The 22982-nt window shown below is 35.0% G+C and carries 22 protein-coding genes and 2 tRNA genes; 11 read left to right on the forward strand and 13 right to left on the reverse strand.

All coding sequences use genetic code 11. The features are described 5' to 3' along the window. The first annotated feature begins 54 nt into the window (after window positions 1-54). Together BHE19_RS04530 and sufD are read left to right on the forward strand one after the other, a co-directional pair. A complete protein-coding gene (locus BHE19_RS04530) occupies window positions 55-444 on the forward strand; it encodes a four helix bundle protein (protein ID WP_070906137.1) in 390 nt (129 codons plus the stop codon). 106 nt (window positions 445-550) lie between these two features. Further along, window positions 551-1867 carry a Fe-S cluster assembly protein SufD gene (gene sufD, locus BHE19_RS04535; RefSeq protein WP_070906138.1) on the forward strand — a complete coding sequence of 439 codons (1317 nt, stop codon included), beginning with the start codon at window positions 551-553 and terminating at the stop codon, window positions 1865-1867. Window positions 1868-1971: 104 nt separating this feature from the next. Here sufD and BHE19_RS04540 read toward each other — a convergent pair whose 3' ends face one another. Beyond that, complete coding sequence (locus BHE19_RS04540) at window positions 1972-3321, reverse strand: serine hydrolase domain-containing protein (RefSeq protein ID WP_070906139.1); 1350 nt, start codon at window positions 3319-3321, stop codon at window positions 1972-1974. 220 nt (window positions 3322-3541) lie between these two features. On the opposite strand from BHE19_RS04540, the gene BHE19_RS04545 reads away from it, so the two are divergent. The 6 genes from BHE19_RS04545 (at window position 3542) to BHE19_RS04570 (ending at window position 7643) form a co-directional block, all read left to right on the forward strand. Next, on the forward strand, window positions 3542-4756 hold the full coding sequence (locus BHE19_RS04545) for an aminotransferase class V-fold PLP-dependent enzyme (protein ID WP_017494563.1): 1215 nt from the start codon (window positions 3542-3544) through the stop codon (window positions 4754-4756). 11 nt (window positions 4757-4767) lie between these two features. Then, entirely contained in the window at window positions 4768-5193 is a 426-nt protein-coding gene (locus BHE19_RS04550) for a hypothetical protein (RefSeq protein WP_070906140.1), read from the forward strand. A gap of 2 nt (window positions 5194-5195) precedes the next feature. Then, window positions 5196-5621, forward strand: coding sequence for a SufE family protein (locus BHE19_RS04555; protein WP_070906141.1), 426 nt, complete (start codon window positions 5196-5198; stop codon window positions 5619-5621). Between the two features lie 88 nt (window positions 5622-5709). After that, entirely contained in the window at window positions 5710-6033 is a 324-nt protein-coding gene (locus BHE19_RS04560) for an SUF system Fe-S cluster assembly protein (RefSeq protein WP_017494560.1), read from the forward strand. A 69-nt stretch (window positions 6034-6102) separates the two neighbouring features. Next, window positions 6103-6612 carry a DUF2480 family protein gene (locus tag BHE19_RS04565; RefSeq protein WP_070906142.1) on the forward strand — a complete coding sequence of 170 codons (510 nt, stop codon included), beginning with the start codon at window positions 6103-6105 and terminating at the stop codon, window positions 6610-6612. Between the two features lie 80 nt (window positions 6613-6692). Beyond that, window positions 6693-7643, forward strand: coding sequence for a DUF3078 domain-containing protein (locus BHE19_RS04570; RefSeq protein WP_070906143.1), 951 nt, complete (start codon window positions 6693-6695; stop codon window positions 7641-7643). Between the two features lie 41 nt (window positions 7644-7684). Here the strand turns inward: BHE19_RS04570 and hflX are convergent, their stop codons facing one another. The 11 genes from hflX to BHE19_RS04615 all read right to left on the reverse strand — a co-directional run bounded on the left by hflX (window position 7685) and on the right by BHE19_RS04615 (window position 20423). Continuing rightward, entirely contained in the window at window positions 7685-8914 is a 1230-nt protein-coding gene (hflX, locus tag BHE19_RS04575) for a GTPase HflX (protein WP_017494557.1), read from the reverse strand. Between the two features lie 174 nt (window positions 8915-9088). Next, window positions 9089-9958, reverse strand: a complete 870-nt coding sequence (locus BHE19_RS04580; protein WP_017494556.1) for a hypothetical protein — start codon at window positions 9956-9958, stop codon at window positions 9089-9091. Between the two features lie 138 nt (window positions 9959-10096). Beyond that, entirely contained in the window at window positions 10097-11446 is a 1350-nt protein-coding gene (locus BHE19_RS04585; RefSeq protein ID WP_070906144.1) for a DUF5689 domain-containing protein, read from the reverse strand. A 20-nt stretch (window positions 11447-11466) separates the two neighbouring features. Beyond that, window positions 11467-14304, reverse strand: coding sequence for a carboxypeptidase-like regulatory domain-containing protein (locus tag BHE19_RS04590; RefSeq protein WP_070906145.1), 2838 nt, complete (start codon window positions 14302-14304; stop codon window positions 11467-11469). A 239-nt stretch (window positions 14305-14543) separates the two neighbouring features. Next, on the reverse strand, window positions 14544-15761 hold the full coding sequence (locus BHE19_RS04595; RefSeq protein ID WP_083342485.1) for an MFS transporter: 1218 nt from the start codon (window positions 15759-15761) through the stop codon (window positions 14544-14546). Between the two features lie 265 nt (window positions 15762-16026). Further along, on the reverse strand, window positions 16027-17067 hold the full coding sequence (locus tag BHE19_RS04600; RefSeq protein ID WP_070906146.1) for a Gfo/Idh/MocA family oxidoreductase: 1041 nt from the start codon (window positions 17065-17067) through the stop codon (window positions 16027-16029). 161 nt (window positions 17068-17228) lie between these two features. Then, window positions 17229-18299: an NADH:flavin oxidoreductase/NADH oxidase gene (locus BHE19_RS04605; RefSeq protein WP_070906147.1), complete on the reverse strand. Its 1071-nt coding sequence runs from the start codon at window positions 18297-18299 to the stop codon at window positions 17229-17231. A 467-nt stretch (window positions 18300-18766) separates the two neighbouring features. Beyond that, a complete protein-coding gene (locus BHE19_RS04610; protein WP_165607901.1) occupies window positions 18767-19561 on the reverse strand; it encodes a CPBP family intramembrane glutamic endopeptidase in 795 nt (264 codons plus the stop codon). 78 nt (window positions 19562-19639) lie between these two features. After that, window positions 19640-19765 (reverse strand): hypothetical protein, encoded by a 126-nt coding sequence (locus BHE19_RS23020; protein ID WP_262487638.1) that lies wholly within the window; start codon window positions 19763-19765, stop codon window positions 19640-19642. A gap of 52 nt (window positions 19766-19817) precedes the next feature. Then, window positions 19818-19979 (reverse strand): hypothetical protein, encoded by a 162-nt coding sequence (locus BHE19_RS22880; protein ID WP_017494546.1) that lies wholly within the window; start codon window positions 19977-19979, stop codon window positions 19818-19820. A gap of 111 nt (window positions 19980-20090) precedes the next feature. Then, window positions 20091-20423: a hypothetical protein gene (locus BHE19_RS04615; protein ID WP_233431354.1), complete on the reverse strand. Its 333-nt coding sequence runs from the start codon at window positions 20421-20423 to the stop codon at window positions 20091-20093. A 295-nt stretch (window positions 20424-20718) separates the two neighbouring features. Here BHE19_RS04615 and rseP point away from each other — a divergent pair, with 295 nt between their 5' ends. The 3 genes from rseP to BHE19_RS04630 all read left to right on the forward strand — a co-directional run bounded on the left by rseP (window position 20719) and on the right by BHE19_RS04630 (window position 22329). Then, the gene (rseP, locus tag BHE19_RS04620) at window positions 20719-22059 is read left to right on the forward strand and encodes an RIP metalloprotease RseP (protein ID WP_070906149.1); all 1341 of its coding nucleotides are present in this window, start codon (window positions 20719-20721) and stop codon (window positions 22057-22059) included. 86 nt (window positions 22060-22145) lie between these two features. Continuing rightward, window positions 22146-22219, forward strand: a tRNA-Asn gene (locus BHE19_RS04625). A 36-nt stretch (window positions 22220-22255) separates the two neighbouring features. Then, window positions 22256-22329 (forward strand) — tRNA-Asn (locus tag BHE19_RS04630). Between the two features lie 72 nt (window positions 22330-22401). On the opposite strand, the gene BHE19_RS04635 is transcribed toward BHE19_RS04630, so the two are convergent. Continuing rightward, window positions 22402-22836 carry an SRPBCC family protein gene (locus tag BHE19_RS04635; protein ID WP_317040042.1) on the reverse strand — a complete coding sequence of 145 codons (435 nt, stop codon included), beginning with the start codon at window positions 22834-22836 and terminating at the stop codon, window positions 22402-22404. Between the last annotated feature and the right edge of the window lie 146 nt (window positions 22837-22982).

The raw sequence follows: 22982 nt of genomic DNA on the forward strand, positions 1-22982 counted from the left end.
TTCAAGTTGATTTATGTTTTGTAAGTTTAAACTTAAATTATTTAAACAGAAATTATGGCGACAATATCTCGATTTGAAGATTTAGAAATTTGGAAAGAAGCTCGACGATTAGCGAAAGAAATTCATCTTATTGCAATTCACACTGAGTTAAGATCAGATCTCAGATTTAAAAATCAAATAAAAGCTTCTTCTGGCTCAGTAATGGATAACATTGCTGAGGGTTTCGAAAGGGATGGAAACTTAGAATTTAGACAATTCTTATCCATCGCAAAAGGTTCAGCCGGAGAAACAAGATCACAATTATACAGAATTTTTGATTTTGAATACGTTTCGGAACAAAAATTTGAGGCTTTAAAAACAGATTATGAAAATTTAAGCGGTAAAATAAAAAACTTTATCTCTTATCTAAATAAAAAAGATTTCAAAGGAAATAAGTTTCAGTAGATTAAACGTGAAACTTTAAACCTGAAACAAAAGGATTCAAAGGAATTAAGTTCCGGCAAACAAGCTGAAACTTGAAACCTGAAACTCCGAAGGAAACAAAAGAAAAATGGATTTAAAAGAAAAATTAGTATCGTCTTTTATGGCTTTTGAAGAGCGTGTCGATGTACATTCAGATTTGCATGACATTCGCACCAAAGCACTAAAAAACTTTGAAAATAAAGGTTTCCCAACCAAAAAGGAAGAAGCTTGGAAATACACATCGTTAAACGCCATCTTAAAAAATGACTTTACGGTTTTTCCTAAGCAGGAAAGTGCAATCGAATTTAATCAGGTAAAGAAATATTTTTTACATGAAATCGACACTTATAAATTAGTGTTCATCGATAGTATTTTTAGCTCGCATTTGTCTTCAACTACACATGACGGAATCGATGTTTGTTTAATGTCTTCGGCATTGACCAAACCAAAATATAAAATGATCATTGATACCTACTTCAATCAGATTGCAAGTAAAGACGATAGTTTGACTTCGTTGAATACTGCCTTTGCAAGTGAAGGGGCCTTCATCAATATCCCAAAAAAGAAAGTTGCCGACAAACCTATTGAAATTATGTATTTCTCTACAGGTAATGAAGCTGCATTAATGGTTCAGCCTAGAAATCTGATTATTGTTGGTGAAAACTCACATGTTCAGATTATCGAGCGTCACCAAAGTTTGAACGAGAATCCCGTTCTGACCAATTCGGTTACAGAGATTTTCGCTCAAAAACGTGCCATTGTTGATTATTATAAAATTCAAAACGACAATAGCGAAGCGAATTTAGTAGACAACACTTACGTTTCTCAACAACAGGAAAGTCATGCTTATGTTCATACCTTTTCATTTGGAGGAAACCTAACCCGTAACAACTTAAACTTTTATCATTTTGGTGAAAGACTGACAAGTACACTTAACGGAATCTCGATCCTAAACGACAAACAGCACGTTGATCATTATACTTTAGTGAATCACGCAACGCCAAATTGCGAAAGTTTCCAGGATTATAAAGGAATTTTCTCTGATCGTTCAACAGGAGTTTTCAACGGAAAAGTTTTAGTAGAGAAAGAAGCTCAAAAAACAAATGCTTTTCAAAAAAGCAACAACATTTTATTGAGTGACAAAGCTACGATCAACGCCAAGCCGCAATTGGAAATTTTTGCCGATGACGTAAAATGTTCTCACGGTTGTACAGTTGGACAATTAGACGAAACAGCAATGTTCTACATGCAGTCACGCGGAATCCCGAAAAAAGAAGCAAAAGCATTATTGATGTACGCCTTCTCAAATGCCGTAATTGAAAGCATTAAAATACCGGAATTAAAACAACGAATTACTAAAATCATCGCTACAAAATTAGGCGTTAATTTAGGATTTGATTTGTAAAATGATTTAACCGCAAGGTTCCAAAGAGTTACGCAAAGTTCGCAGGGTTTAGTTTTAAACTTTGCGAACTTTGCGCTTTTTACTTGGCATCTTTGCGGTTAAATTTATTTTTTTATTGAAGAAATGATCTCCTTCAAAAATTCATTAAAATCAAAATAATGATCTCCTTCATTCACTCCCATCCTAACAATTACCATATCCAGAGACGGAATAATCGCTACCATTTGTCCCTGATAGCCATTACAATAAAACATATCACGAGGCGCATCGGGAAACTTCCCTCCGGCATTTAACCAAAACTGAGCTCCATAACCTCCATTTGAAGTATTCGTTGGAGTTGCGGTATACTTTACCCAGCTCTCCTCTAAGACCTGCTCTCCGTTCCAGTTTCCCTTATGCAAATACAGCAGTCCGAATTTTGACCAGTCTCTCGCTGTTGCCCACGCATAAGAAGATCCTACAAAAATTCCCGACATATCCTGCTCTACAATCATCGAGTTCATCCCAATTTTATCAATCAAGGCACTGTACCAGAAATCAAGATACTCCTGTTGTGTCTTAAACTGACCTCTTAAAATTCGGCACAATAGATTAGTGGTTCCCGAAGAGTAATACCAATGTGTATTAGGTTTAAATTTAGCGGGTTTATCCATTTGCACTTTCCCCATATCTTCTGCCTGAAAAAGCATTTCTGTCGCATCACAAATTTTAGTATAATCTTCCTCCCATTCTAAACCAGAGTTCATATGAAGCAAATCATTAACGGTAATATTTTTACGATCATCATTTCGCCATTCCGCAATCGGAGCAGGTTTATAAATGTCAATTTTCCGTTGTTTCGCCAAAACGCCAAAAGCCGAACTGGTGATACTTTTAGTCATCGACCATCCTAAAATTTTACTGTCTTTATTAAAACCGGTATCGTATTTTTCAGCAATTAATTTGTCTTTATACACCACTACCACGGCACGCGAACGTTTATTCTTTTGGCCTTTTACATCAAACGAACCGTCAACAGCCTTTTTCAGTTTGGCATAGTCAATATTTGAAAAAGTGGTATCCTTTGGTTCTTTATTCCCATAAGGAAAAGAAAGATTGTTAACCAATTTTGTTCTTTTTGGAAGCAGGTACGGCTTCGAAATATCATAATCATTGTCAATCAAAGTAGCGCCCAGTCCTTCTCTGTAAATTGCTTTTCTTTCTTTCAATCCATAAACTGTAGAAACAGCAAACTTACCGGCATCATCAATAGTATTCTCCGCTAAATCAATCATGTGGATATCATTATCCGTTTTTTCGATTAATTCCTTGGAACGATTGTCAATAAAATGACCTGATGCAACACTCTTAGCCGAGAAGCCTGAAATCAAATCCAGTTTAGGATAAGTAGTAAACCCGAAATACAAAAAGGCAAGAACTAAAACAAGTACAAGTAATTTAAGAATTCTTTTCATATGACTAATGCTATTTTTAATGCAATATAAATAATTTACCATCAAGATTATACAACTTATTCCAGAAATAAAATTCATGAAATATAAAAAAATGACTCAATTTTTAAAGAATCTACAAGCAACCGTTCAATTGATAGCATCATAAAAGGAAATTATAGTTTTAATGGATAAACCCATTTTGTTTTAGTACTTTTGTAGGTAGAATTTTTCTAAATAAGACATGTTAGACATCCAAAAAATAAGAGCTGATTTTCCGATACTTTCAGAAAAAGTGAACGGAAAACCTTTAGTATATTTCGACAACGGCGCAACTTCACAAAAACCACAAGTTGTGATTGATGCGATCGCAAAGTATTATCAGGAAATAAATGCCAACATTCATCGTGGTGTTCATACTTTAAGCCAATTGGCGACTGATGCTTACGAAATTTCAAGAGTAAAAATCCAACATCATATCAATGCGAAATTCTCGCACGAAGTACTTTTTACTTCCGGAACAACTCACGGAATTAACTTAGTAACCAATGGTTTTGCTTCTATTTTAAAACCCGGAGATGAAGTTATTGTTTCTTCATTAGAGCATCACAGTAACATCGTACCTTGGCAAATGTTATGCGAGAAAACAGGAGCAACTCTTAAAGTTATTCCAATGAATGAAGAAGGTGAACTAATAATAGAAGCTTATGATGCCTTATTGTCAGAAAAGACAAAAGTGGTAACGGTAAACCATATCTCGAACGCATTGGGAATTATCAATCCGATCAAATACATGATCGAAAAGGCTCATGCTGTTGGCGCTGCTGTTTTGATCGATGGTGCACAGGCCGTTCCACATTTAAAACCTGATGTTCAGGATTTAGATTGTGATTTTTATGCTTTTTCAGGGCATAAAATGTGCGGACCAACGGGAACCGGAATTCTTTATGGAAAAGAAGAATGGCTCAATAAATTACCTCCCTATCAAGGTGGCGGTGAAATGATCAAAGAAGTTACTTTTGAGAAAACGACTTATGCCGATTTACCTCATAAATTTGAAGCAGGAACTCCTAATATTGCGGGTGGAATTGTTCTAGGAACGGCTGTTGATTATTTGAACCATATTGGTTTTCATAACATTCATCAGCACGAAACACATTTATTACAGCACGCAACCAAACGTTTATTAGAAATCGAAGGATTGAAAATTTACGGAACCGGAAAAAATAAAGCTTCCGTGATTTCGTTTAATATTGATGGAATTCATCCGTACGATATTGGTTCCATTATCGACAAACTGGGAATCGCAGTGAGAACCGGACATCATTGTGCACAGCCAATCATGAATTTTTTCTGCATTCCGGGAACGATCCGTGCTTCATTTTCTTTTTACAATACCAAAGAAGAAATTGACATAATGGTTGAGGCCATTAAAAAAGCGAAAGCTATGTTAAGCTAAAAAAATCTTTTATGAGGATATTATCTTTGTTGCTCTTAACCTTTTTTATTGGAACAAGCTGTTCCAGCCAAAAAAAAGCCGACATGAAAGCTACCGAAATTGAATACTCTGCAGTTTCCCGAGGCACTTACAAAGTAATAGTGGTACAGAATAAAACAGTTTCAGTAACCAATGGCCGCAATGCTCAGCCGGTAGAGAGCAAAATAGATGATTTCAAATGGAAGCAGATTGTAGCTGAATTTTCAAAAATCAATCTCAAAACTATTCCGGACTTAAAAGGCCCAACACAAAAACGCTTTCATGATGGAGCTGCTCTGGGAAATTTAAAAGTCACTCAGAATCAGAAAATATATGAAACTCAGGGTTTCGATGATGGATACCCTCCAAAAGAGATAGAAAATTTGGTAAATTTGCTACTGGATTTTACGAAAAAATAATTATGACGATAAAAGAAATACAAAACGAAATAATCGACGAATTTTCAATGTTTGATGATTGGATGCAACGTTACGAGTACATCATCGAATTAGGAAAAAGTCTTCCGTTAATCAAAGAAGAATATAAAACCGACGACAATTTAATCAAAGGATGTCAGTCTAAAGTTTGGCTGCAAGGGGAACAAAAAGAAGACAGCATTGTCTTTACTGCCGATAGTGATGCCATCCTGACTAAAGGTATTATCGCGATTTTAATTCGTACATTCTCCAATCAAAAAGCATCCGATATTTTAAGTGCCGATGTTGATTTTATTGACGAAATTGGTCTAAAAGAACATTTATCTGCAACACGTGCGAATGGTTTGGTATCGATGATTAAAAACATCAAAATGTACGCATTGGCTTTTGATGCAAAAAATAAAAATTAAATCATTAAGACATTAAGTTTCGTAAAGGCTTATACTTAATATCTTAATGGTAAAACAAAAAAATTTACGTTGAAAAACAAAAAATAAAATGGAACAAGAAATAGACACAAACGAATTAGGAGAATCTATCGTAAAGGTTTTAAAAGGCATTTACGATCCGGAAATTCCTGTAGACATATACGAGCTGGGATTGATTTACGATGTAATGGTCAACACCGATTACGAAGTAAAAATCTTAATGACTTTAACTTCTCCAAACTGCCCTGTCGCAGAAAGTTTGCCAAGAGAAGTAGAAGAAAAAGTAAAAACAATTGAAAACATAAAAGATGTTGATGTTGAAATTACTTTCGATCCGCCATGGAGCAAAGACTTAATGAGCGAAGAAGCAAAATTAGAATTAGGAATGCTTTAATATTTGTTTCAAGTTTCAAGTTTCACGTTACTCAACTTGAAACTTGAAACCTGAAACCAAAATTTTCTTATGGAAGAAATCATCAATAAAGTTGCCAATAGTGCCTTGGAGGTTTTTGATCTTGAAGATTATTACCCAAAAGGAGCACGTGTGCAAATCGATATATCACAATGGCTTTTAGAAGGTTTTTTATTAAAGGAAAAAGACTTTAGAGAGCATTTAAAAAATCACGACTGGTCGCAATATCAAGATCAATATGTGGCTATAAATTGCAGTACAGATGCAATTGTACCTGCCTGGTCTTCTATTCTGGTTGCAATCCATTTGGCTCCATATGCTAAAAAAGTGGTAAACGGGACTATAGAAGATCTTGAATCAAGCTTATACGAAGAAATATTAAGCAAACTGGATTACACGCCCTACAAAGGCAAACCTGTTATCGTAAAAGGCTGTTCCCGTAAACCTGTACCTACCCGTGCCTACATTTTAGCAGCAACCTATTTGCAACCTTTTGCAAGAAGTATCATGTATGGCGAGGCTTGTTCGGCGGTACCCTTATACAAAGAACCAAAGAAATAACACCCCTTACCAACTGCATCCCATAAGGCTTTTTAACGATTATTTAGTATATTTGTTCTTACACATTTAAACCAGATATCATGAAAAAGCTAGCGTTATTACTTCTTATTTTAGCAAACTTTACTTTTGTTCATGCGCAAAATTCAGAAAAGGAACTGATCCAGAATACTGAAAAAGCAGTAAAAAAAATAAATGATACTATAGAAGATGAAGGATGGAAGGCAAAAGGTACTGTGTCTCTTTTACTGAATCAATCGAGCTTTAACAATTGGGTTGCCGGGGGCGAAGACAGCTTCTCCGGAACTTTAGGAATCAATTATGACTTTAACTATAAAAAAGACGATCTCACCTGGGACAACAAGATTCTGGCTTCGTATGGTCTTTTGCAAACTAAAAATGCCGATTTCGAAAAAAAGACTGATGACCGTTTAGAATTTAATTCAATTGCAGGAAAGAAAGCTTTTGGAGATTGGTATTATTCTTTCTTTTTAAATTTCAGAACCCAATTTACAACCGGTTATCTTTATGGGAAGGATGTAAACGGGAAGGAAATCCGAACTGAAAACACCAAGTTTATGTCTCCGGGGTATCTAACTACAGGACCTGGTATTTACTGGTCTAAAACGGAGAATCTAAAAATAAACTTTGCTCCTCTAACTTCAAAATTTACTTTTGTAGACCGCGCTTATACTTCGGGAATTGATCAGGCAACCGGGCTTCCTTATGTAGACGGAGCCTATTTTGGAGTAGATGCTAATAAAAGTATGTTATACGAACTCGGGTTTTATGCTTCAGTTTATTACAAACTGGCTATTATGACCAACGTAACTGCCGAGAATACCCTGAATTTGTATTCTAACTATTTAAGAGATCCGCAAAATGTAGATATCAACTATTCGTTGAATGTTATCATGAAAGTTAACAAATTTCTATCAGCAAACTTATCCTTCCAGGCCATCTATGACGATAATGCTTTCAGTGGATTCCAAACCAGACAAGTGTTTGGCGTAGGAATAAATTTCGGCTTCTAATAAAAACCAAAACGGCTTTTGATTACTCAAAAGCCGTTTTTTTATTCTTCTTCTTTTTCGATTGCATCTTTATAATCCGGATACAAAAACTTATTATACGGAAATCTGGTGATATGAATCTGGCGGACTGCCTCGTAAACCATTTCTCTGAATTCTTCAAAATTCTGTTTTTGTGTTGCCGAGATAAACAGTGTTTTATCTTCTCCAACATTACTCATCCAGGTCTGTTTCCATTCCTCAAGAGTATAATGTCTTCTTGTTCTCTCCGTAATTAAATCATCTTCATCAATCGTCAAATGTTTGTAGGCATCAATTTTATTAAAAACCATAATAGTTGGTTTGTCATTACTCTTAATCTCTAACAAAGTTTGATTTACCGATTCGATATGGTCTTCAAAATCAGGGTGTGAAATATCTACAACATGCAATAATAAATCGGCTTCACGCACCTCATCGAGTGTACTTTTAAACGAATCTACTAGTTGCGTTGGCAATTTTCTAATAAAACCTACGGTATCTGATAATAAGAACGGTAAGTTTTTAATCACTACTTTTCGAACAGTGGTATCTAAAGTTGCGAATAGTTTATTTTCAACAAAAACATCACTTTTACCAATCGCATTCATAAGGGTCGATTTTCCAACATTGGTATATCCTACCAATGCCACACGAACCATCGCACCGCGATTACTGCGCTGAATGCTCATTTGTTTGTCGATGGTCTTAATTTTATCCTTTAATAACGAAATTCGGTCACGCACGATACGTCTGTCCGTTTCGATCTCGGTTTCTCCCGGACCACGCATACCAATACCCCCTTTTTGACGCTCAAGGTGTGTCCATAAACCTGAAAGTCTGGGAAGTAAATATTGACATTGTGCCAACTCAACCTGTGTTCTTGCATAAGAGGTCTCTGCTCTTTGTGCAAAAATATCCAGAATTAAATTCGTTCGGTCTAAAATTTTACAATCAATAATTCTGGAAATATTCTTTTGTTGTGATGGTGATAATTCGTCATCAAAAATCAACGTCGATATATTGTTTTCTTTTACAAAAAGATTGATTTCATCTATTTTTCCTGTCCCTACAAAAGTCTTCGGATTTGGACGTTCCATTTTTTGCGAAAAGCGCTTAATCACTTCACCTCCAGCGGTAAAAGTCAAAAACTCTAATTCATCCAGATATTCGTTAAGTTTTTCTTCACTTTGATTTTGAGTTATAATACCTACAATGGCTGTTCTCTCAAAATTTATAACTTCTTTTTCTAACATAGCTTTGAATAAGGTGCAAATTTAATGATTTGTAAGGTACTAACACTTATAGAACTTCTTTTTTAAACTGTATTTGAAAAATTACCTTATTCTTTAAAAAATCCAAATCCCAAATTCCAATTGTTAATCGAAGTTTGGGATTTGGGATTTGATTTTTCAGTTTTAAAATTTACGTTACTCGTAAATAAAAGTCTTTTCTGTTTTTACAATTCCATTCTCCTCTATCTGAGAACAAGAGATTGGAAAGTTCAACTTGTTGTATTTGTATTTTCTACTCACTCCGACCAAGACAGTAGAGGAAGGGCTAAAAACAATTTCGTTATTAGGGGAGATGGATTCAAAGCTAAATTCTTCCTCATGATAGGAGATCATAGGTACAATCACTTTATAATTGTCTCCAAATAAGCTTTTAACAATTAAAACATCAACAGAGTTTTTATCATCAAAAATAAAACTTTTCGAAATTTTATCTCCTACCAAACCTTTATGCTTTATGACATTATCGTTGAAGTAAACATATTCAATTTTACCAATGATGGCTTTATTTCTGTCTCGGGAAGTACGTCGCACAATAGCACCATTTTCAACAATATACTCGATATCATCAACTAAGTTCTGGTGATTAGTGCTCTTTTTCGTAATTACCTTCACTCTGGCTCCTTCGTAGGTAAAAGTTACTACCTTGGTAATATAATCGTTACCTTCCTGGTATTTTTTAACAAACTTCGTGATGTTATTGTCAGCATCATACGTATAATTCACAACTTCTTTCCAGTCACTTCCTACCTTATCTTTAACCGTCATATCCAATAGTCCTTTGGTATTGTAAAAGAAATGCTGAATGACATCTGAAGTAGTAATGGTTTGTATTTTTCCGTCTTTAAAAACAACTGTTTTGTTTACAATTTCACCATCTTTAGAATTCTGGTAATTTGTTTTTACAATATTAATTTGTTTCAGTCTCACAGGTTTAGCATCCTGATTCTGACTATGTACTAAACACGGGAAAACCATCATGATGATGGCAAGAAAATAGATTTTCATAGTGGTATTTGTATTGATTTGGGGTGACCAAAATACAAAATTCTATTAAAATCTAACCGTTTAAATCTCAAAAACAATACCGTATTAAATTATCGTCTAAAAATCAACACCTTAACTGAATCTCTATTAAAAACAGCCTTATTTTTCAGCAAAAATTCTAACATCATCAACCATAAAAGCGCCATTCAAAGTTTTATCCTTACCCGAACCTAGGTATTTAAATGCAATATTAATACTCCCTGAATAGGAAGATAAATCAATTGCTCCGGAACTGATAAAAACCCGGGACGGTGTTGACAATGACGGAAATTTTGCTGTTAGTTTTGTCCATTTTGCTTTGGTTACACTAGAACCATCGAAATTAGTTGAAACATAGACTTCAAGCACATTTGATGGCGAATCAATCTTTAAGTCGTGCTGTGCGCTTCTAAAGGATAATACTGCATTTTTATAACCGCTCAAATTGATTTTTGGAGTAACCATCCAGGCAACATTTTCGGCTGCGGTTGTACTTGTAGTATTAAACTCTGCATAACCGTTTCCGGCATACAGCATACTCTCCCATAATTTTGAAGCTTTCTCAACAATGTTACTCCAACCCGGCAAAGTGAAATTCACATTATTTTTCACGGATTGAAAATCTTCCACAAAAATCGGAATATCTCTTTTTCCGTTCATTTCCAGATCTTTTTCTGATCTGCTCATTAGTTGATAATCTGATCCGTATTTGGTCAAAACTCCTCTCACTTTTCCGCTCCCTTCCGGTACCAATTTATTAGCAAAACCAGCATAACTGCTTGTTCTGAAAATAATCTGATTGCCACTTTTATCCTGAAGGTTCCAATTTGTCGAACCTCCTACATTGTTAGACTCTTCAAAATAATGACGACCGATCGCTTCCTCCGCAAACTGGACTCCACTTAACTCCACCAGCGTATTAAGCTTATCATCATTTAGTGCTTCTTCTACAGAAATTACTTGCACCAGCTTACTTTCATTCATTATTGTACAAGACCCGTTAAGTACAGTTTTATAATCGGTCTGCGAAATTCTGCCAATCGTTGGATCTCCCGAATTGCTTACAGACAAACTTCCGATACGCAAACCACCAAAATATAAATCTGTAAACTGATTCTTTAATTTGATATACACTTTATTCCCTACCCGAAAATCGATATAGGTGTTGGTAACATCAACCGCAATACTAAATCCTATTGCCGGTGTTTCATCCGTTGCAATAGTTTGCAGGAAAAGTATTTTAAAGAAATTTCCTCCCTCATCGCTTGACACCACATAGGCCTCAATAGTATCATCGTAACCATATTGTTTCGGAACGGGCCCTGAAAAATCTTTGACTTTCTGAACCTTTTGATTAATAACTAAATTGGGGTGTGTACATTCCAATTTTGGAATTTCAATTTCATTATTGCAGCTATAAATCATCGGCAACAAGAATACATAACCGAAAACTAATAATCTTTTTTTCATTTCAAATTGGTTTTAAAATTTTACAAACTCATTGTCAGGTTCACAAAATAAGTTCTTCCATATCCATAATAATATTTAGAACCAAATGAGGGTGTTCCGCTGGAAACATCCTGATTAAGGGCTCTGAAATTGGCATTTCGGGCTTGCTCAAAACCTCCTGTTTTGTACACCGCATTCAAAACATTATTAACACTCCAGAAAAGCCCGATATATTTGTGAGCGATACGCCAGGACTTTCCTCCTGTAATATTTAATAATGAAACCGGATTAAATTTTTCCTGTTTCAGTAAAGCAGCCGTCCGTTCTTCCGTCGCTTCCGGAAAGAGGTGACCATTCACCGCGTTTACATAAAACCGATTGGTCCGTGCAATTGGCGAAACGTCAATATAAGCTTCGGACAAATAATTAATATTCGCTCCCAGCCACCAAAATTTAGGATCTCTGTATTCTAATCCAATCGAATAAGCTTGTTGGGGCATGCCCGCTTGTTTGTAGTTTTTAAGATAGGATTTTCCAAAATCAAAAATGGTCTGGGTACCGCCTTCCGACACATTTGCATCGTTAGTTATAGATACATTAGGATTACTGCTATAGACATAATTACCGTATGCCGCAGATGAAGTCACTTTTAAAGTTGATGAAATTTGCCATTCAAGACTAAACTCCATACCAATATTTTTCTTGTCCAGATGTGTTAAAGTCTGACTAACAAATGCATCCGTATTGTTGTAAGCTGCGCCCTGATCAAAAATTCCTTCAGCAAAGAAAAAGGACGTTCGGGTCGTATTTTTAATCAATGAATAATAAATTGTAGAACGAATTTTAAAATTTGGAGAACGAAAAACATAGTTTCCTTCGGCACTACTTATACTTTCATTTTCAATTCCGTCGACTATTGAATTATTCAATCTGGAATTTAAAAACGTGTTTCGTAAGGATGGTGCTCTGCTAAGATGCATTCCGTTAAAAAACAGCCATTGTTTTCCTGAAATTTTATAGGTCAGACCTACTTTAAAACCAAAATTTTCAAAATTCACCTTGTTACTTTTTCCAAGTGATGATGTTGGATAAATCCCATTTTGATACAATCCTTCTCTCTGGTAATTGGAAACAGAATAAGACTGTCCTAAATAAAAATCTGTTTTATTATAACTGAATTTAAACTGTGTGAAAGCATCAATTGTAGTTGCAAAAAGATTATAATTGTAACCATAAATATCTCCTTCTTTTACCTCACGATTTGGATTTTTTAAATCGGACTGCGACTGATTGCCTTGGTAAAATGTATCAATGTCTTCAAAATATTGCCCTCCCAACAAATCTAAAAGATATTGAAACTGATGTGACTTTAAATTTCTAAAAGTAATTCCTCCGTCAAAAGCAATATTCTCTGTTAATTGTATATTCAGATTTGAATTTGCAGCTAGGGTTTTATCAGCTGTCCGGTCTTCGTATAAAACATAATGGCTTTGTGCAGGCTCAAATCCGTTAATTATTCCATCCGAATTTAAAATTGATTTCTGATTGGCACGATATAATTCATCCCAATTGATTTGGCTGTCTTCGAGAAAATTTGCTTTTGCCTTTTCGGCACTTATAAAATCGGGAGTGAAATCTCCCGAAAACTCCCCTTTGTCTTTTTCGTAGATTGAGGTGTAATAACTGGGCAATTTTTGATAATACACCGGATCAGGACTGGGGGCGTTTTGATAATCAATAGTACTGTTTCCTACCTGACCGAATTGATACATTAAACTGGAATTCAGATTTGTTTTCTCATTTATTTTGTAATAATGATTTAGCATCAATACCGGTTCTTCTACTCTTTTTACTCGCGCATTTCTCTTTTTCCCGTTTTGAAATCCCCAATAAGAATTGTATTTCTCATTGGTTAATTGGGCAACTTCATCTGTATTTGCCGAATTTTTCCCTCTTGAATTTGGCGTATAAAACCCTGTAAAGTTCAATGAATGGTTGTCATTCAGTTTCTTTTCTACACTAATAAAAAAAGATTCTGCTTTGAAATTTGTTCCGTCAAAATAACCTTCATCCGACCAGCGTTTTCCTGCTGAAAGTACATAAGCCCAACCGGAAGCATTCATTCCGGAAGCATAAGTAGCAATAGCCCGCCAATTGTAGGCTGTATTGCTCCCGGAAAAAGAAATCTGGCTACTTTTTCTGTACAATGAAGCACGTGTATTTATTTGCTGGGTTCCTAAAACTCCTCCAAAAGTATAACTTGAAGCGGCTGCTCCGACTGAAAATTCCTGATTTCGCAATACATTGTTCAAACCTCCCCAATTACCCCATTGCGGTCTTCCGTCGTAAATTTTATTCATGACCATACCGTTAAGCATCATCGTCCCATTTTCGCTGTCCAGACCCCGAACTCTAAATCGGGCCTGTCCCCAATTGAAAGCTGAAGCTTGCATAAAAGCATCTCTTGAAGATTGCAAAAGACCTGAAGTCATTTCGGAAGAACTATTATCATCCAAAAAATCGCTGTCTAATAAGGTGATGAGTGCTGCCGGTGTCTCCTCTGAAAAATTATCTTCTAACGGTAAAATCCCCAGTTCAACCTTTTGCCCCGGGTTCGATTGTATTTTTAAAAGAAGATCTTTATAGCCCTGACTGTGTATCCATAATAATTGTTCTCCCTTTATAGCAGAGTGTAATTCAAACTTTCCCTTTGCATCAGTTAATTGTGTTATGGAAGAATTTTGAATGTTTACCACAATATTTTCCAATGGATTTAGAGTCTTTGAGTCAACTATAGTTCCTGAAAAAGTGGTTTGTTCTTGTGCAAACAAAAGACTAATAGGCAATAAAACAAATAGTAACGTTCCTTTTTTTATCATGAAAACCCCAATTTACTTTTATAATTTTAGTTTTAGGATTGAATGTTTTTAAAAACAAAAACATCCAATCTCTTACATCAAAAGATAAAATTGGTTTTTGGAAGAGATAAAAAATAATAAGCTAATACTCCTTATTTAGTTTCAGGATTCAAATATAAACAAAAAACAATAAGAAAGTATTTTCTTGTTAAATAAAATTTAACTTCAAAACAATCTCTCGCTTTTTTTTAGCGTACAAACTAAGAGTCTATCCTGATTTTGGAAACCATAAAAGCAATCAGAACTCCGAAAATTCCAATAAAAGCGAATGAAAACTGAAGTCCAAAAGTTTCAGCGATATGTCCGATAACCGGTGGTCCCATTAAGAACCCCAAAAAACTTACACTCGAAACAATAGTTAAAGCTTCTCCGGGTGGAACGGTCGGGTTTTTCCCTGCCATACTATAAACGGTAGGAACTATAGTGGCAACTCCTAAACCAACTGCCATAAAAGCAATGGTACAAGGTATAAGATAAGGAAGAAAAACGGCTGTAAAAAGTCCGGCAGAAATCATAACACCACTAATTTGCATCACACGTTCACGTCCAAATTTATTGATCAGACCGTCTCCCAGAAAACGTCCGCTTGCCATCATAATCATGAAGGAAGTATATCCTAAAATCACCAACGGACCAGGTGCTTTTACGATATCTTTAAAGTATACTCCACTCCAGTCGAACATTACACCTTCGCTTGCCATACTGCAAAATCCAATCACTCCAAGCCAGATTAAAGCGCTGTCCGGTTTTACAAATAACTTCTTTTTCTCGTTCTTAACTTTGATTTTTTCTTTGGCTTTAATTAAAAACTTAAAGTTAAAAGCAATCATTATTAATACGATTCCCGCCACGATCAGGAAGTGATGAAGAGGACTTAGTTTTAAAGCCAGCATTCCCAACCCTACTAAAGCCCCGGTAAATCCGGCAAAACTCCACATGCCATGAAAAGACGACATGATTGTTTTCCTAAAAAGAACTTCGGTATAAACGCCTTGTGTATTGACCGCGATATTGGCCAGATTTCCAAACAATCCAAACAGAAATAATCCTAATGACAATTGTAAGGCGGTAGTAGCCAAACCTAAATTGGCCAGACATAAAACATACATGATTAAGGAAAGAATCAAAATTCGATGACTGCCAAATTTTGTAACCATCTTACCTGAGAATGGCATAATTAGTAATTGTCCCATTGGCAAAGCAAAAAGAATAGAACCAAGGTCTCCTTCGGTTAAATGCAATGCTGTTTTAATGTCCGGAATCCTGCTTGCCCAGGTCGCAAAACTTAAACCCATTCCAAAATAAAACATCCCAACAGCCAAACGAATTCGGTTCAGATAGGAGATTTTAGCTTCTCTGTAAGCTTTCTTAATTTTTCCTTTGGTTTGGAATAATGCTAATGGATTGAAGTCGATCAAAATAATTCGTTTTGGATTTAACACTATAAAAGTACTAAAAAGCTGCTTTATGGCCTATAAAACCTGACTGTTACTCAATTTACAACGTTGTATGTTTATAATTTTTTTGAGGGACAAAGGTTCTGAAAAGCAAAGGCGCAAAGTTTTTTGTCGTTAACTACTTCTAATTGTTTTATTTTATAGACTATGATACTTCTTTTCAGATTTCAAGAATTAAAAAATCTGTGACAATCTGTTTTATCCGTCAAATCTGTGTGCAGCTTCACTACAAATTAATTACTTTTTGCTGCGTATGACTTGCGATTGCTGCTTCGATAATCTGCATTACTTTTACTCCGTCCTGTGCAGTAACCGGTTCTTTTTCATTCTTTACGATAGCCTCATAAACACCATCAAAGAAAGAAAAATAATTACCCTGAAGCGTTGGAATTTTTTCCCTGATTACTTCTCCCTCAATTTCGGTGTGTAAAAAGCCTTGTAAAACCTCTGATTCTGTACCCCAGGATTCTAAATTTGGTTTCTTACCTAATTTTAAATCATCTTCCTGAACATCTCCACGAGGTTTTAAAAATGATCCTTTTTTACCGTGAATCACATAAGCAGGATTAGCTTCTCTCACAAAAAAACCGGCTTTTAAACGGACTCTGAAATTTTCATAAATCAACAATAGATCGATCCAGTCGTCCACCAAAGTATCCGCTCTGGTAAAACGAATGTCTCCAAAAACTGCATTTGGAGAACCAAACAAACAAACGGCCTGATCAATTAAATGCGGACCTAAATCTTTCAGGATTCCGGCACCATCATTTACAGTTTCTTTATGTGCTTTAGGACTTAATAACGGATTGTATCGGTCAAAATGAAATTCAGCTTCGATCAAATCTCCTAAAACCCCATCACCAATTACTTTTTGAACCGTTTTAAAATCACTGTCCCATCTTCTGTTTTGAAAAACGGCTAATTTCAGTCCTTTTTCTTTTGCAATTGCAGCCAGTTCCTGAGCTTCGGCTACTGTTGTGGTAAACGCTTTTTCAACTACAGCATGTTTTCCGCTCAAAAGTACTTGTTTCGCATATTCATAATGCGTTCCCACGGGTGTGTTTACAATCACCAAATCGACATCATCCGCCAACAAGTCTTCGATCGAGGCATAACTTTTTACAGCCGGATAATCCTGCTGAATGAGTTTTTTGCTTCTTTCCCAGGAGCCCAATAATTCAAACCCTGGGTGTATATTTAAAAATGGAGCATGAAACACCTTCCCTGACATTCCATATGATAATAGTGCTGTTTTTATTTTTTGCATTTCATGTTTAGTTTTTTGCCACAGATTATTATGATTAAAAAGGTTTTTATTTCTGCCACGACCCGAGCAATAGCGAACGGACGAAGTAATTCACGAATTATGTTAAGTTTTTAAACACAACGATTTGTATAGATTCGTGAATTTGTGGCGGAAAAAAAACATTAAATTTTCGCTCTTTCGTATTGTTTTGGCCACTGAATATCGTCGTTTAATTCTTTAGCAAAATCTAAAGGTAAATTCGGATTTCTGAGCGATTCTCTGGCAAACAAGATCACATCGGCCTGACCACTCTCCAAAATTTCTTCTGCTTGCTTAGCTTCTGTAATTAAACCGACAGCCCCTGTTAAAATAGAAGCTTCTTTTTTTATTTTGGCTGCGAAAGGAACCTGATAATTGGGCTGTAAAGGAATCTGCTGATGCGACACTAATCCGCCTGACGAGGTATCAATTAAATCAACACCTTTTTCTTTTAAGAGTATTGAAAGTTGTACGGATTCCTCCGGATTCCATCCTCCTTCTGCCCAATCTGTAGCTGAAATTCGAACCAATAAAGGCAAATCAGACGGCCATTCGGATTGTACAGCTTCAACAATTTCTAAAGTCAGACGGATTCTGTTTTCGAAACTTCCACCATATTCGTCATTTCTGACATTTGTTAAAGGTGATAAAAACTGGTGCAGCAGATATCCGTGCGCTCCATGAATTTCCATGACCTGAAAACCGGCTTTAACGGCTCTTTTTGTTGCTGCTTTAAAATCTGAAATTACTTTTTGAATTCCATTTTTATCTAAAGCTTCAGGAAGAAAAGGTTCATCATCATGATACGGGATCGCACTTGCCGAAACAGTCTGCCACCCACCTTGTCCAATATCTAATTTTTTATTGCCCTCCCATGGAATCGAAACACTTGCTTTTCGTCCGGCATGTGCCAATTGAATTCCGGGTACAGCATTTTGAGAAAGAATAAATTCGTTAATTGTTTTTAATTTTTCAATATGTTCGTCTTTCCACAAACCTAAATCAGAAGGAGAAATTCTTGCCTCAGGAGAAACTGCGGTAGCTTCCTGGATGATTAAACCCACTCCGCCACTGGCACGACTGCCCAGATGAACCAAGTGCCAATCGTTTGCAAATCCGTCTATTGCCGAATACTGGCACATAGGCGAAATAACAATTCTGTTTTTTAAAGTAATCTTTTTTATGGTTAAGGGAGCAAATAATAATGAGGTCATATTGTAACTTTTAATTGTTTTAAACCGCCTGTTGGCTATGACGGTACTCTAAAAAGTAAAGTTACGGTATCTGCTTAAAAGTAAAAATTCAAATGTTTATTAATTAACAAACATTTAAAACAAGTTTCGGTTGTTCCAAAGAGTATAATATTCCAGATGCAACAATTCAAAACGATTTTCAGATTCCAGGATCGTTCCTTTTTTCATAACCAGTTGTTTTAACAACAAGATTTTTCAGCGTGTTTATTGGATCAAAACCGAAGTACATTCTTCTTTTATTTTTAAATATGTCCTCACTAATATGAATATCTAAATCTTGGTTCAATAATAGATTTAATTAAATAGACAACTGCAAACATCACAATGAGTACTATTTTAACTGTTTTTGTTTTCAAATCACACTCTAATAATTTTTAATCATTCTGATAAAGAGAAAAGTTATTTTACTCACTATAAAAAACTTTCTTTCATTTATTTCCGAAGATCTCGTTTGTCTTTAATTGGTATAAGAAAAGACTGGAAATTGAAAAAACAATGGTCGTTATAATTGATCCTTCAAACCCAAAATCACCTCCACTTAAAAAATAAGGCCTTTCAGGATAATATTGTAAAACGCTCGTTACCTTTAAACCACTTATATTACTCCCTAACAAACAACCAATCGAGAAATTCCAAAAAGCATGGATAAAGCCACATAAAAAAATTGAGTTACTCTTTAAGTATATCAAACTAAAAAAAACTCCCGCCACCACAATATTAATCAAACCTATAATATTGATATTAGGATTAAATAAATGAAAGAAACTAAAAAACACCGAAACTAATACTATATTCTTAATTGAAATTTCTTTTATCAGAATCTTATACGGAATATATCTGAATAGAATCTCCTCTAATAATGCCGAAAGAAATATTAAGATAAAATAGCCAATAATTTCAATATCCCAATTTACCGTACTTTCTACTTTAATCCATTTAAATATAATCAGAAAAAAATATACTATAAATGATATCAAGCATGTAAATACAACTAACCAATAATTAGTTTTTTTACTAAAAAAATTACTTTTAAAATTTTGATACCATTTTTGTTTTCGAAACAGGTATACAATGTAAATTAATTGTGGGCAAAATGTAGCAATCCACATTTTATAACTAAAACTATTTATTCTAAAATCTTCAAAAGCAATAAATATAAAAGGTATCGATATAAAAGATATAATTAAAAAAGCACGAATATAGAAGTTTATTATTTTTTTCATATTTAATAAAAATAGCATTATCCTTTTTGTAATGTTACTAAAAGGATAATGCTTTTGCTACAATTCTAATAATTTAAACTAAATTTCATAATGATGACCACCTCCTACTGGATGTGCAGCAATACTATCAGCAGCTCTTTCTAATAAATATCCTGTAAATCCAAGCACGAATCCGATAAGTGAACCTCCCTCAATATGATTCATTTCCTCTGTGGTTAATTGTGTTAAATTTTCCATTTTTTTAAGTTTTAAATTTTTATTCAAAAAGTTCTTTAGCTGCTTTATAGCCTTTTTTGACATCATCCTGCGAATACATTAATTCATATGCAACTTCAGCCAAAAGCCACCAATAACCCCCATCAACTTCTTGTACTTCCTGAGCACTAAGCTCCACTAAATTCAAATTTTCTAAATTCATAATTTTAAATTTAAACCGTTCATTAATCTTTTCAATAAAATCATTTTCTCGAGAATTGATTCATAAGAACAAACTTACAATACTTCCATCTAATAACATTGGACGGAACTCTTAACCTCCGAAAATTTCTTTCCTTTCTTCGTCTTTAATTATACTGAGCGAATAATGCACTATTAGCTCAAAGGAAGTTTCATAGTAAAAGCTCTCTCTTTTTTTACAATATTTTAATGGCGCATCAAATCCTTTAATTATTTCCAATTCATTGTAAAGCTGGCTTCTGCTTAAAAGCATTTTTTTTGCAAAAGCAACCGGCGAGCCTGTTTTCTCCTCACAGATTAACTGATGAATCCTTTTCATTCGCTCTATTTTCTCTATAAAACTCATCGGCTGCAATAAAATTAAGTGAAACATGAAATCATTAAACACCAGTTCTTTCTTCTTCATAAGAAAGCAACGGCATCAAAAAGTAGGAAAATTACAAAGTATTTTTACAACAAATTGCCTCAATAAGCCATAAAACTATCATGATAAGACTTATTTTACACCCAAGTATCTTTTTATCACAAGGCAAGAGAAAAAACATTATCTCTTTCATTTTTATGAAGAAGACTTTAGTTCTGTTTCAGAAAAATAAGAATGAAGTATTAACAAACATTTAAAACCTTATGTATTATATTGCACTATCAAATTAAAATAGAAACGTTACTTTTGTGCGTTAAATACGAACTAAAAATACAAAATGGATATAGTTATCAAACTCTCTCAATTTCTATTGAGTTTATCTTTACTTATTATTCTTCACGAATTAGGGCATTTTATTCCCGCAAAATTGTTTAAAACAAGAGTCGAAAAATTCTACTTATTTTTTGATGTTAAATATTCCCTTTTAAAAAAGAAAATTGGCGAAACTGAATACGGAATCGGATGGTTGCCATTAGGAGGTTATGTAAAAATCTCCGGAATGATTGACGAAAGTATGGACAAGGACCAAATGGCTCTTCCTCCACAACCTTGGGAATTTCGTTCGAAACCGGCATGGCAGCGCCTAATTATTATGTTGGGTGGTGTTACGGTAAACTTTATTCTGGCCTTTATTATTTACATTGGAATGGCATTTGCTTACGGTGATATTTATGTAGCCAATGCGGATCTGAAAGATGGTGTTTTAGTTGAAAACCCTGTAATGCTAAAAGCAGGTTTCAAAACCGGAGATAAATTCCTGGCTGTTGACGGACAAAAAATCGAAAATTTCGATAATGATATCAACATGAAAATTATCATGGCCAAAGAAATCTTAATCGAAAGAAATGGACAGCAACAAACGGTAAAAATGCCAACTGACTTTGTAGATCAATTGTCGAAACAGGAAAAAGCACATCTTGTAGACATGAGAATCCCTTTTGCAGTGGCAAGTGTTACGGAAGAATCCGGAAATACAGCTTTAAAACCAAAAGATTTAATTGTTAGCCTTAACGGTCAGGACGCAAGATACTATGATCAGGTAAAAACAATTTTAGAAAGCAACAAAGGCAAAACTATTCCTGCTGTTGTTTTACGTGATTTAAAGAAAGTACCAATTACAGTTAAAATTTCTACAGCCGGAAAACTTGGTGTTGGCGTTGGAGGTTTAAATATCGAATCCTTAGAAAAATTAGGATACTATAAGGTAAGCAAAAAAAGCTACACTTTCTTAGAATCAATTCCAGTTGGACTTACAAAAGGTAAAGATCAGTTGGTAGGTTATGGAAAACAACTTAAAATGATTTTCAATCCTGAGACGAAAGCTTACAAACAAGTGGGTGGTTTTGCAGCTATTTTCAACATTTTTCCAAGCAGCTGGAGCTGGGAAACCTTCTGGTCGATCACTGCTTTATTATCAATTATGCTTGGAGTAATGAATTTATTGCCAATTCCTGCTCTTGATGGCGGTCATGTAATGTTTTTATTATACGAAATAATTAGTGGCAGAAAACCGAGTGATAAATTCCTAGAAAACGCCCAAATAGTTGGTTTCGTTTTACTTATAGCACTGCTTTTATTTGCTAATGGGAACGACATTTATAAGGCAATTGTGAAATAGAAAAAAAAATCAATAAAAAGTGCTAAAATATTTTTGAGAAACTAAAAAACGTCTTATATTTGCACTCGCTAAAAAGAACAGCAACTTCCTCCTTAGCTCAGTTGGTTAGAGCATCTGACTGTTAATCAGAGGGTCCTTGGTTCGAGCCCAAGAGGGGGAGCAACTTTTTAGCAAACATATTTACCTTTAAGGTGATTCCTCCTTAGCTCAGTTGGTTAGAGCATCTGACTGTTAATCAGAGGGTCCTTGGTTCGAGCCCAAGAGGGGGAGCTTACTAAAAACCACTTACAAACGTAAGTGGTTTTTTTATTCTCTTATTTCATACAATACTAGGATCACAATCTAAAACTTTCGCTTTTGATAAGACACACCCTCCCCATCCTCACAATAACCCTTAAGACTCAAAAGAAACATCGCCCAGTTGTAATTGCACCATTGATAGAATTCCGTTAGCTCACGCCAGCCAAAATGCCTCAAAACAACCGCCGTTACTCCATCCTTCTCCGTTAGATCAAACGAAATACCCGTTCCAATCCACTCCGGATCTGATTCCACACATTCCCACACTATTCTTTTATCACGAAACAATCCAACCACCTTCATTTTTGTCACATCCTCATCTCCGAAACCAAACTCATTAACAAAACCTACTTCCGGCTTAACAACTAATTCCTCCGTCCAGACAGCAGCCAAACCTTCCTGCGTCGTCAACACCTTATAAACTTCCGCAATAGGCGCTTTAATATAATTGATATGCTCTATTTTTTCCATTTTCATAACTAGATTACTATTCACATACTCAAAGTTAACAAGTTTTACATTACTTCAACACAAGCCGTTATCTCAAAATTCCAAGAACTTTAATTCACCACTTCACCAAAGAACACACTCCTTCACAACATCAATAGGCCGTAAACCCACAC

Origin of the sequence: Flavobacterium tructae, assembly GCF_001853485.1 — a bacterium.
Lineage (GTDB): Bacteria > Bacteroidota > Bacteroidia > Flavobacteriales > Flavobacteriaceae > Flavobacterium > Flavobacterium tructae.

Excerpts from the sequence above, each read along its gene's own strand:
- BHE19_RS04530 (WP_070906137.1), top strand. The coding sequence starts at position 55 with ATGGCGACAATATCTCGATTTGAAGATTTAGAAATTTGGAAAGAAGCT.
- sufD (WP_070906138.1), top strand. The coding sequence starts at position 551 with ATGGATTTAAAAGAAAAATTAGTATCGTCTTTTATGGCTTTTGAAGAG.
- BHE19_RS04540 (WP_070906139.1), bottom strand. The coding sequence starts at position 3,321 with ATGAAAAGAATTCTTAAATTACTTGTACTTGTTTTAGTTCTTGCCTTT.
- BHE19_RS04545 (WP_017494563.1), top strand. The coding sequence starts at position 3,542 with ATGTTAGACATCCAAAAAATAAGAGCTGATTTTCCGATACTTTCAGAA.
- BHE19_RS04550 (WP_070906140.1), top strand. The coding sequence starts at position 4,768 with ATGAGGATATTATCTTTGTTGCTCTTAACCTTTTTTATTGGAACAAGC.
- BHE19_RS04555 (WP_070906141.1), top strand. The coding sequence starts at position 5,196 with ATGACGATAAAAGAAATACAAAACGAAATAATCGACGAATTTTCAATG.
- BHE19_RS04560 (WP_017494560.1), top strand. The coding sequence starts at position 5,710 with ATGGAACAAGAAATAGACACAAACGAATTAGGAGAATCTATCGTAAAG.
- BHE19_RS04565 (WP_070906142.1), top strand. The coding sequence starts at position 6,103 with ATGGAAGAAATCATCAATAAAGTTGCCAATAGTGCCTTGGAGGTTTTT.
- BHE19_RS04570 (WP_070906143.1), top strand. The coding sequence starts at position 6,693 with ATGAAAAAGCTAGCGTTATTACTTCTTATTTTAGCAAACTTTACTTTT.
- hflX (WP_017494557.1), bottom strand. The coding sequence starts at position 8,914 with ATGTTAGAAAAAGAAGTTATAAATTTTGAGAGAACAGCCATTGTAGGT.
- BHE19_RS04580 (WP_017494556.1), bottom strand. The coding sequence starts at position 9,958 with ATGAAAATCTATTTTCTTGCCATCATCATGATGGTTTTCCCGTGTTTA.
- BHE19_RS04585 (WP_070906144.1), bottom strand. The coding sequence starts at position 11,446 with ATGAAAAAAAGATTATTAGTTTTCGGTTATGTATTCTTGTTGCCGATG.
- BHE19_RS04590 (WP_070906145.1), bottom strand. The coding sequence starts at position 14,304 with ATGATAAAAAAAGGAACGTTACTATTTGTTTTATTGCCTATTAGTCTT.
- BHE19_RS04600 (WP_070906146.1), bottom strand. The coding sequence starts at position 17,067 with ATGCAAAAAATAAAAACAGCACTATTATCATATGGAATGTCAGGGAAG.
- BHE19_RS04605 (WP_070906147.1), bottom strand. The coding sequence starts at position 18,299 with ATGACCTCATTATTATTTGCTCCCTTAACCATAAAAAAGATTACTTTA.
- BHE19_RS04610 (WP_165607901.1), bottom strand. The coding sequence starts at position 19,561 with ATGAAAAAAATAATAAACTTCTATATTCGTGCTTTTTTAATTATATCT.
- BHE19_RS23020 (WP_262487638.1), bottom strand. The coding sequence starts at position 19,765 with ATGAATCATATTGAGGGAGGTTCACTTATCGGATTCGTGCTTGGATTT.
- BHE19_RS22880 (WP_017494546.1), bottom strand. The coding sequence starts at position 19,979 with ATGAATTTAGAAAATTTGAATTTAGTGGAGCTTAGTGCTCAGGAAGTA.
- BHE19_RS04615 (WP_233431354.1), bottom strand. The coding sequence starts at position 20,423 with ATGAAGAAGAAAGAACTGGTGTTTAATGATTTCATGTTTCACTTAATT.
- rseP (WP_070906149.1), top strand. The coding sequence starts at position 20,719 with ATGGATATAGTTATCAAACTCTCTCAATTTCTATTGAGTTTATCTTTA.
- BHE19_RS04635 (WP_317040042.1), bottom strand. The coding sequence starts at position 22,836 with ATGAAAATGGAAAAAATAGAGCATATCAATTATATTAAAGCGCCTATT.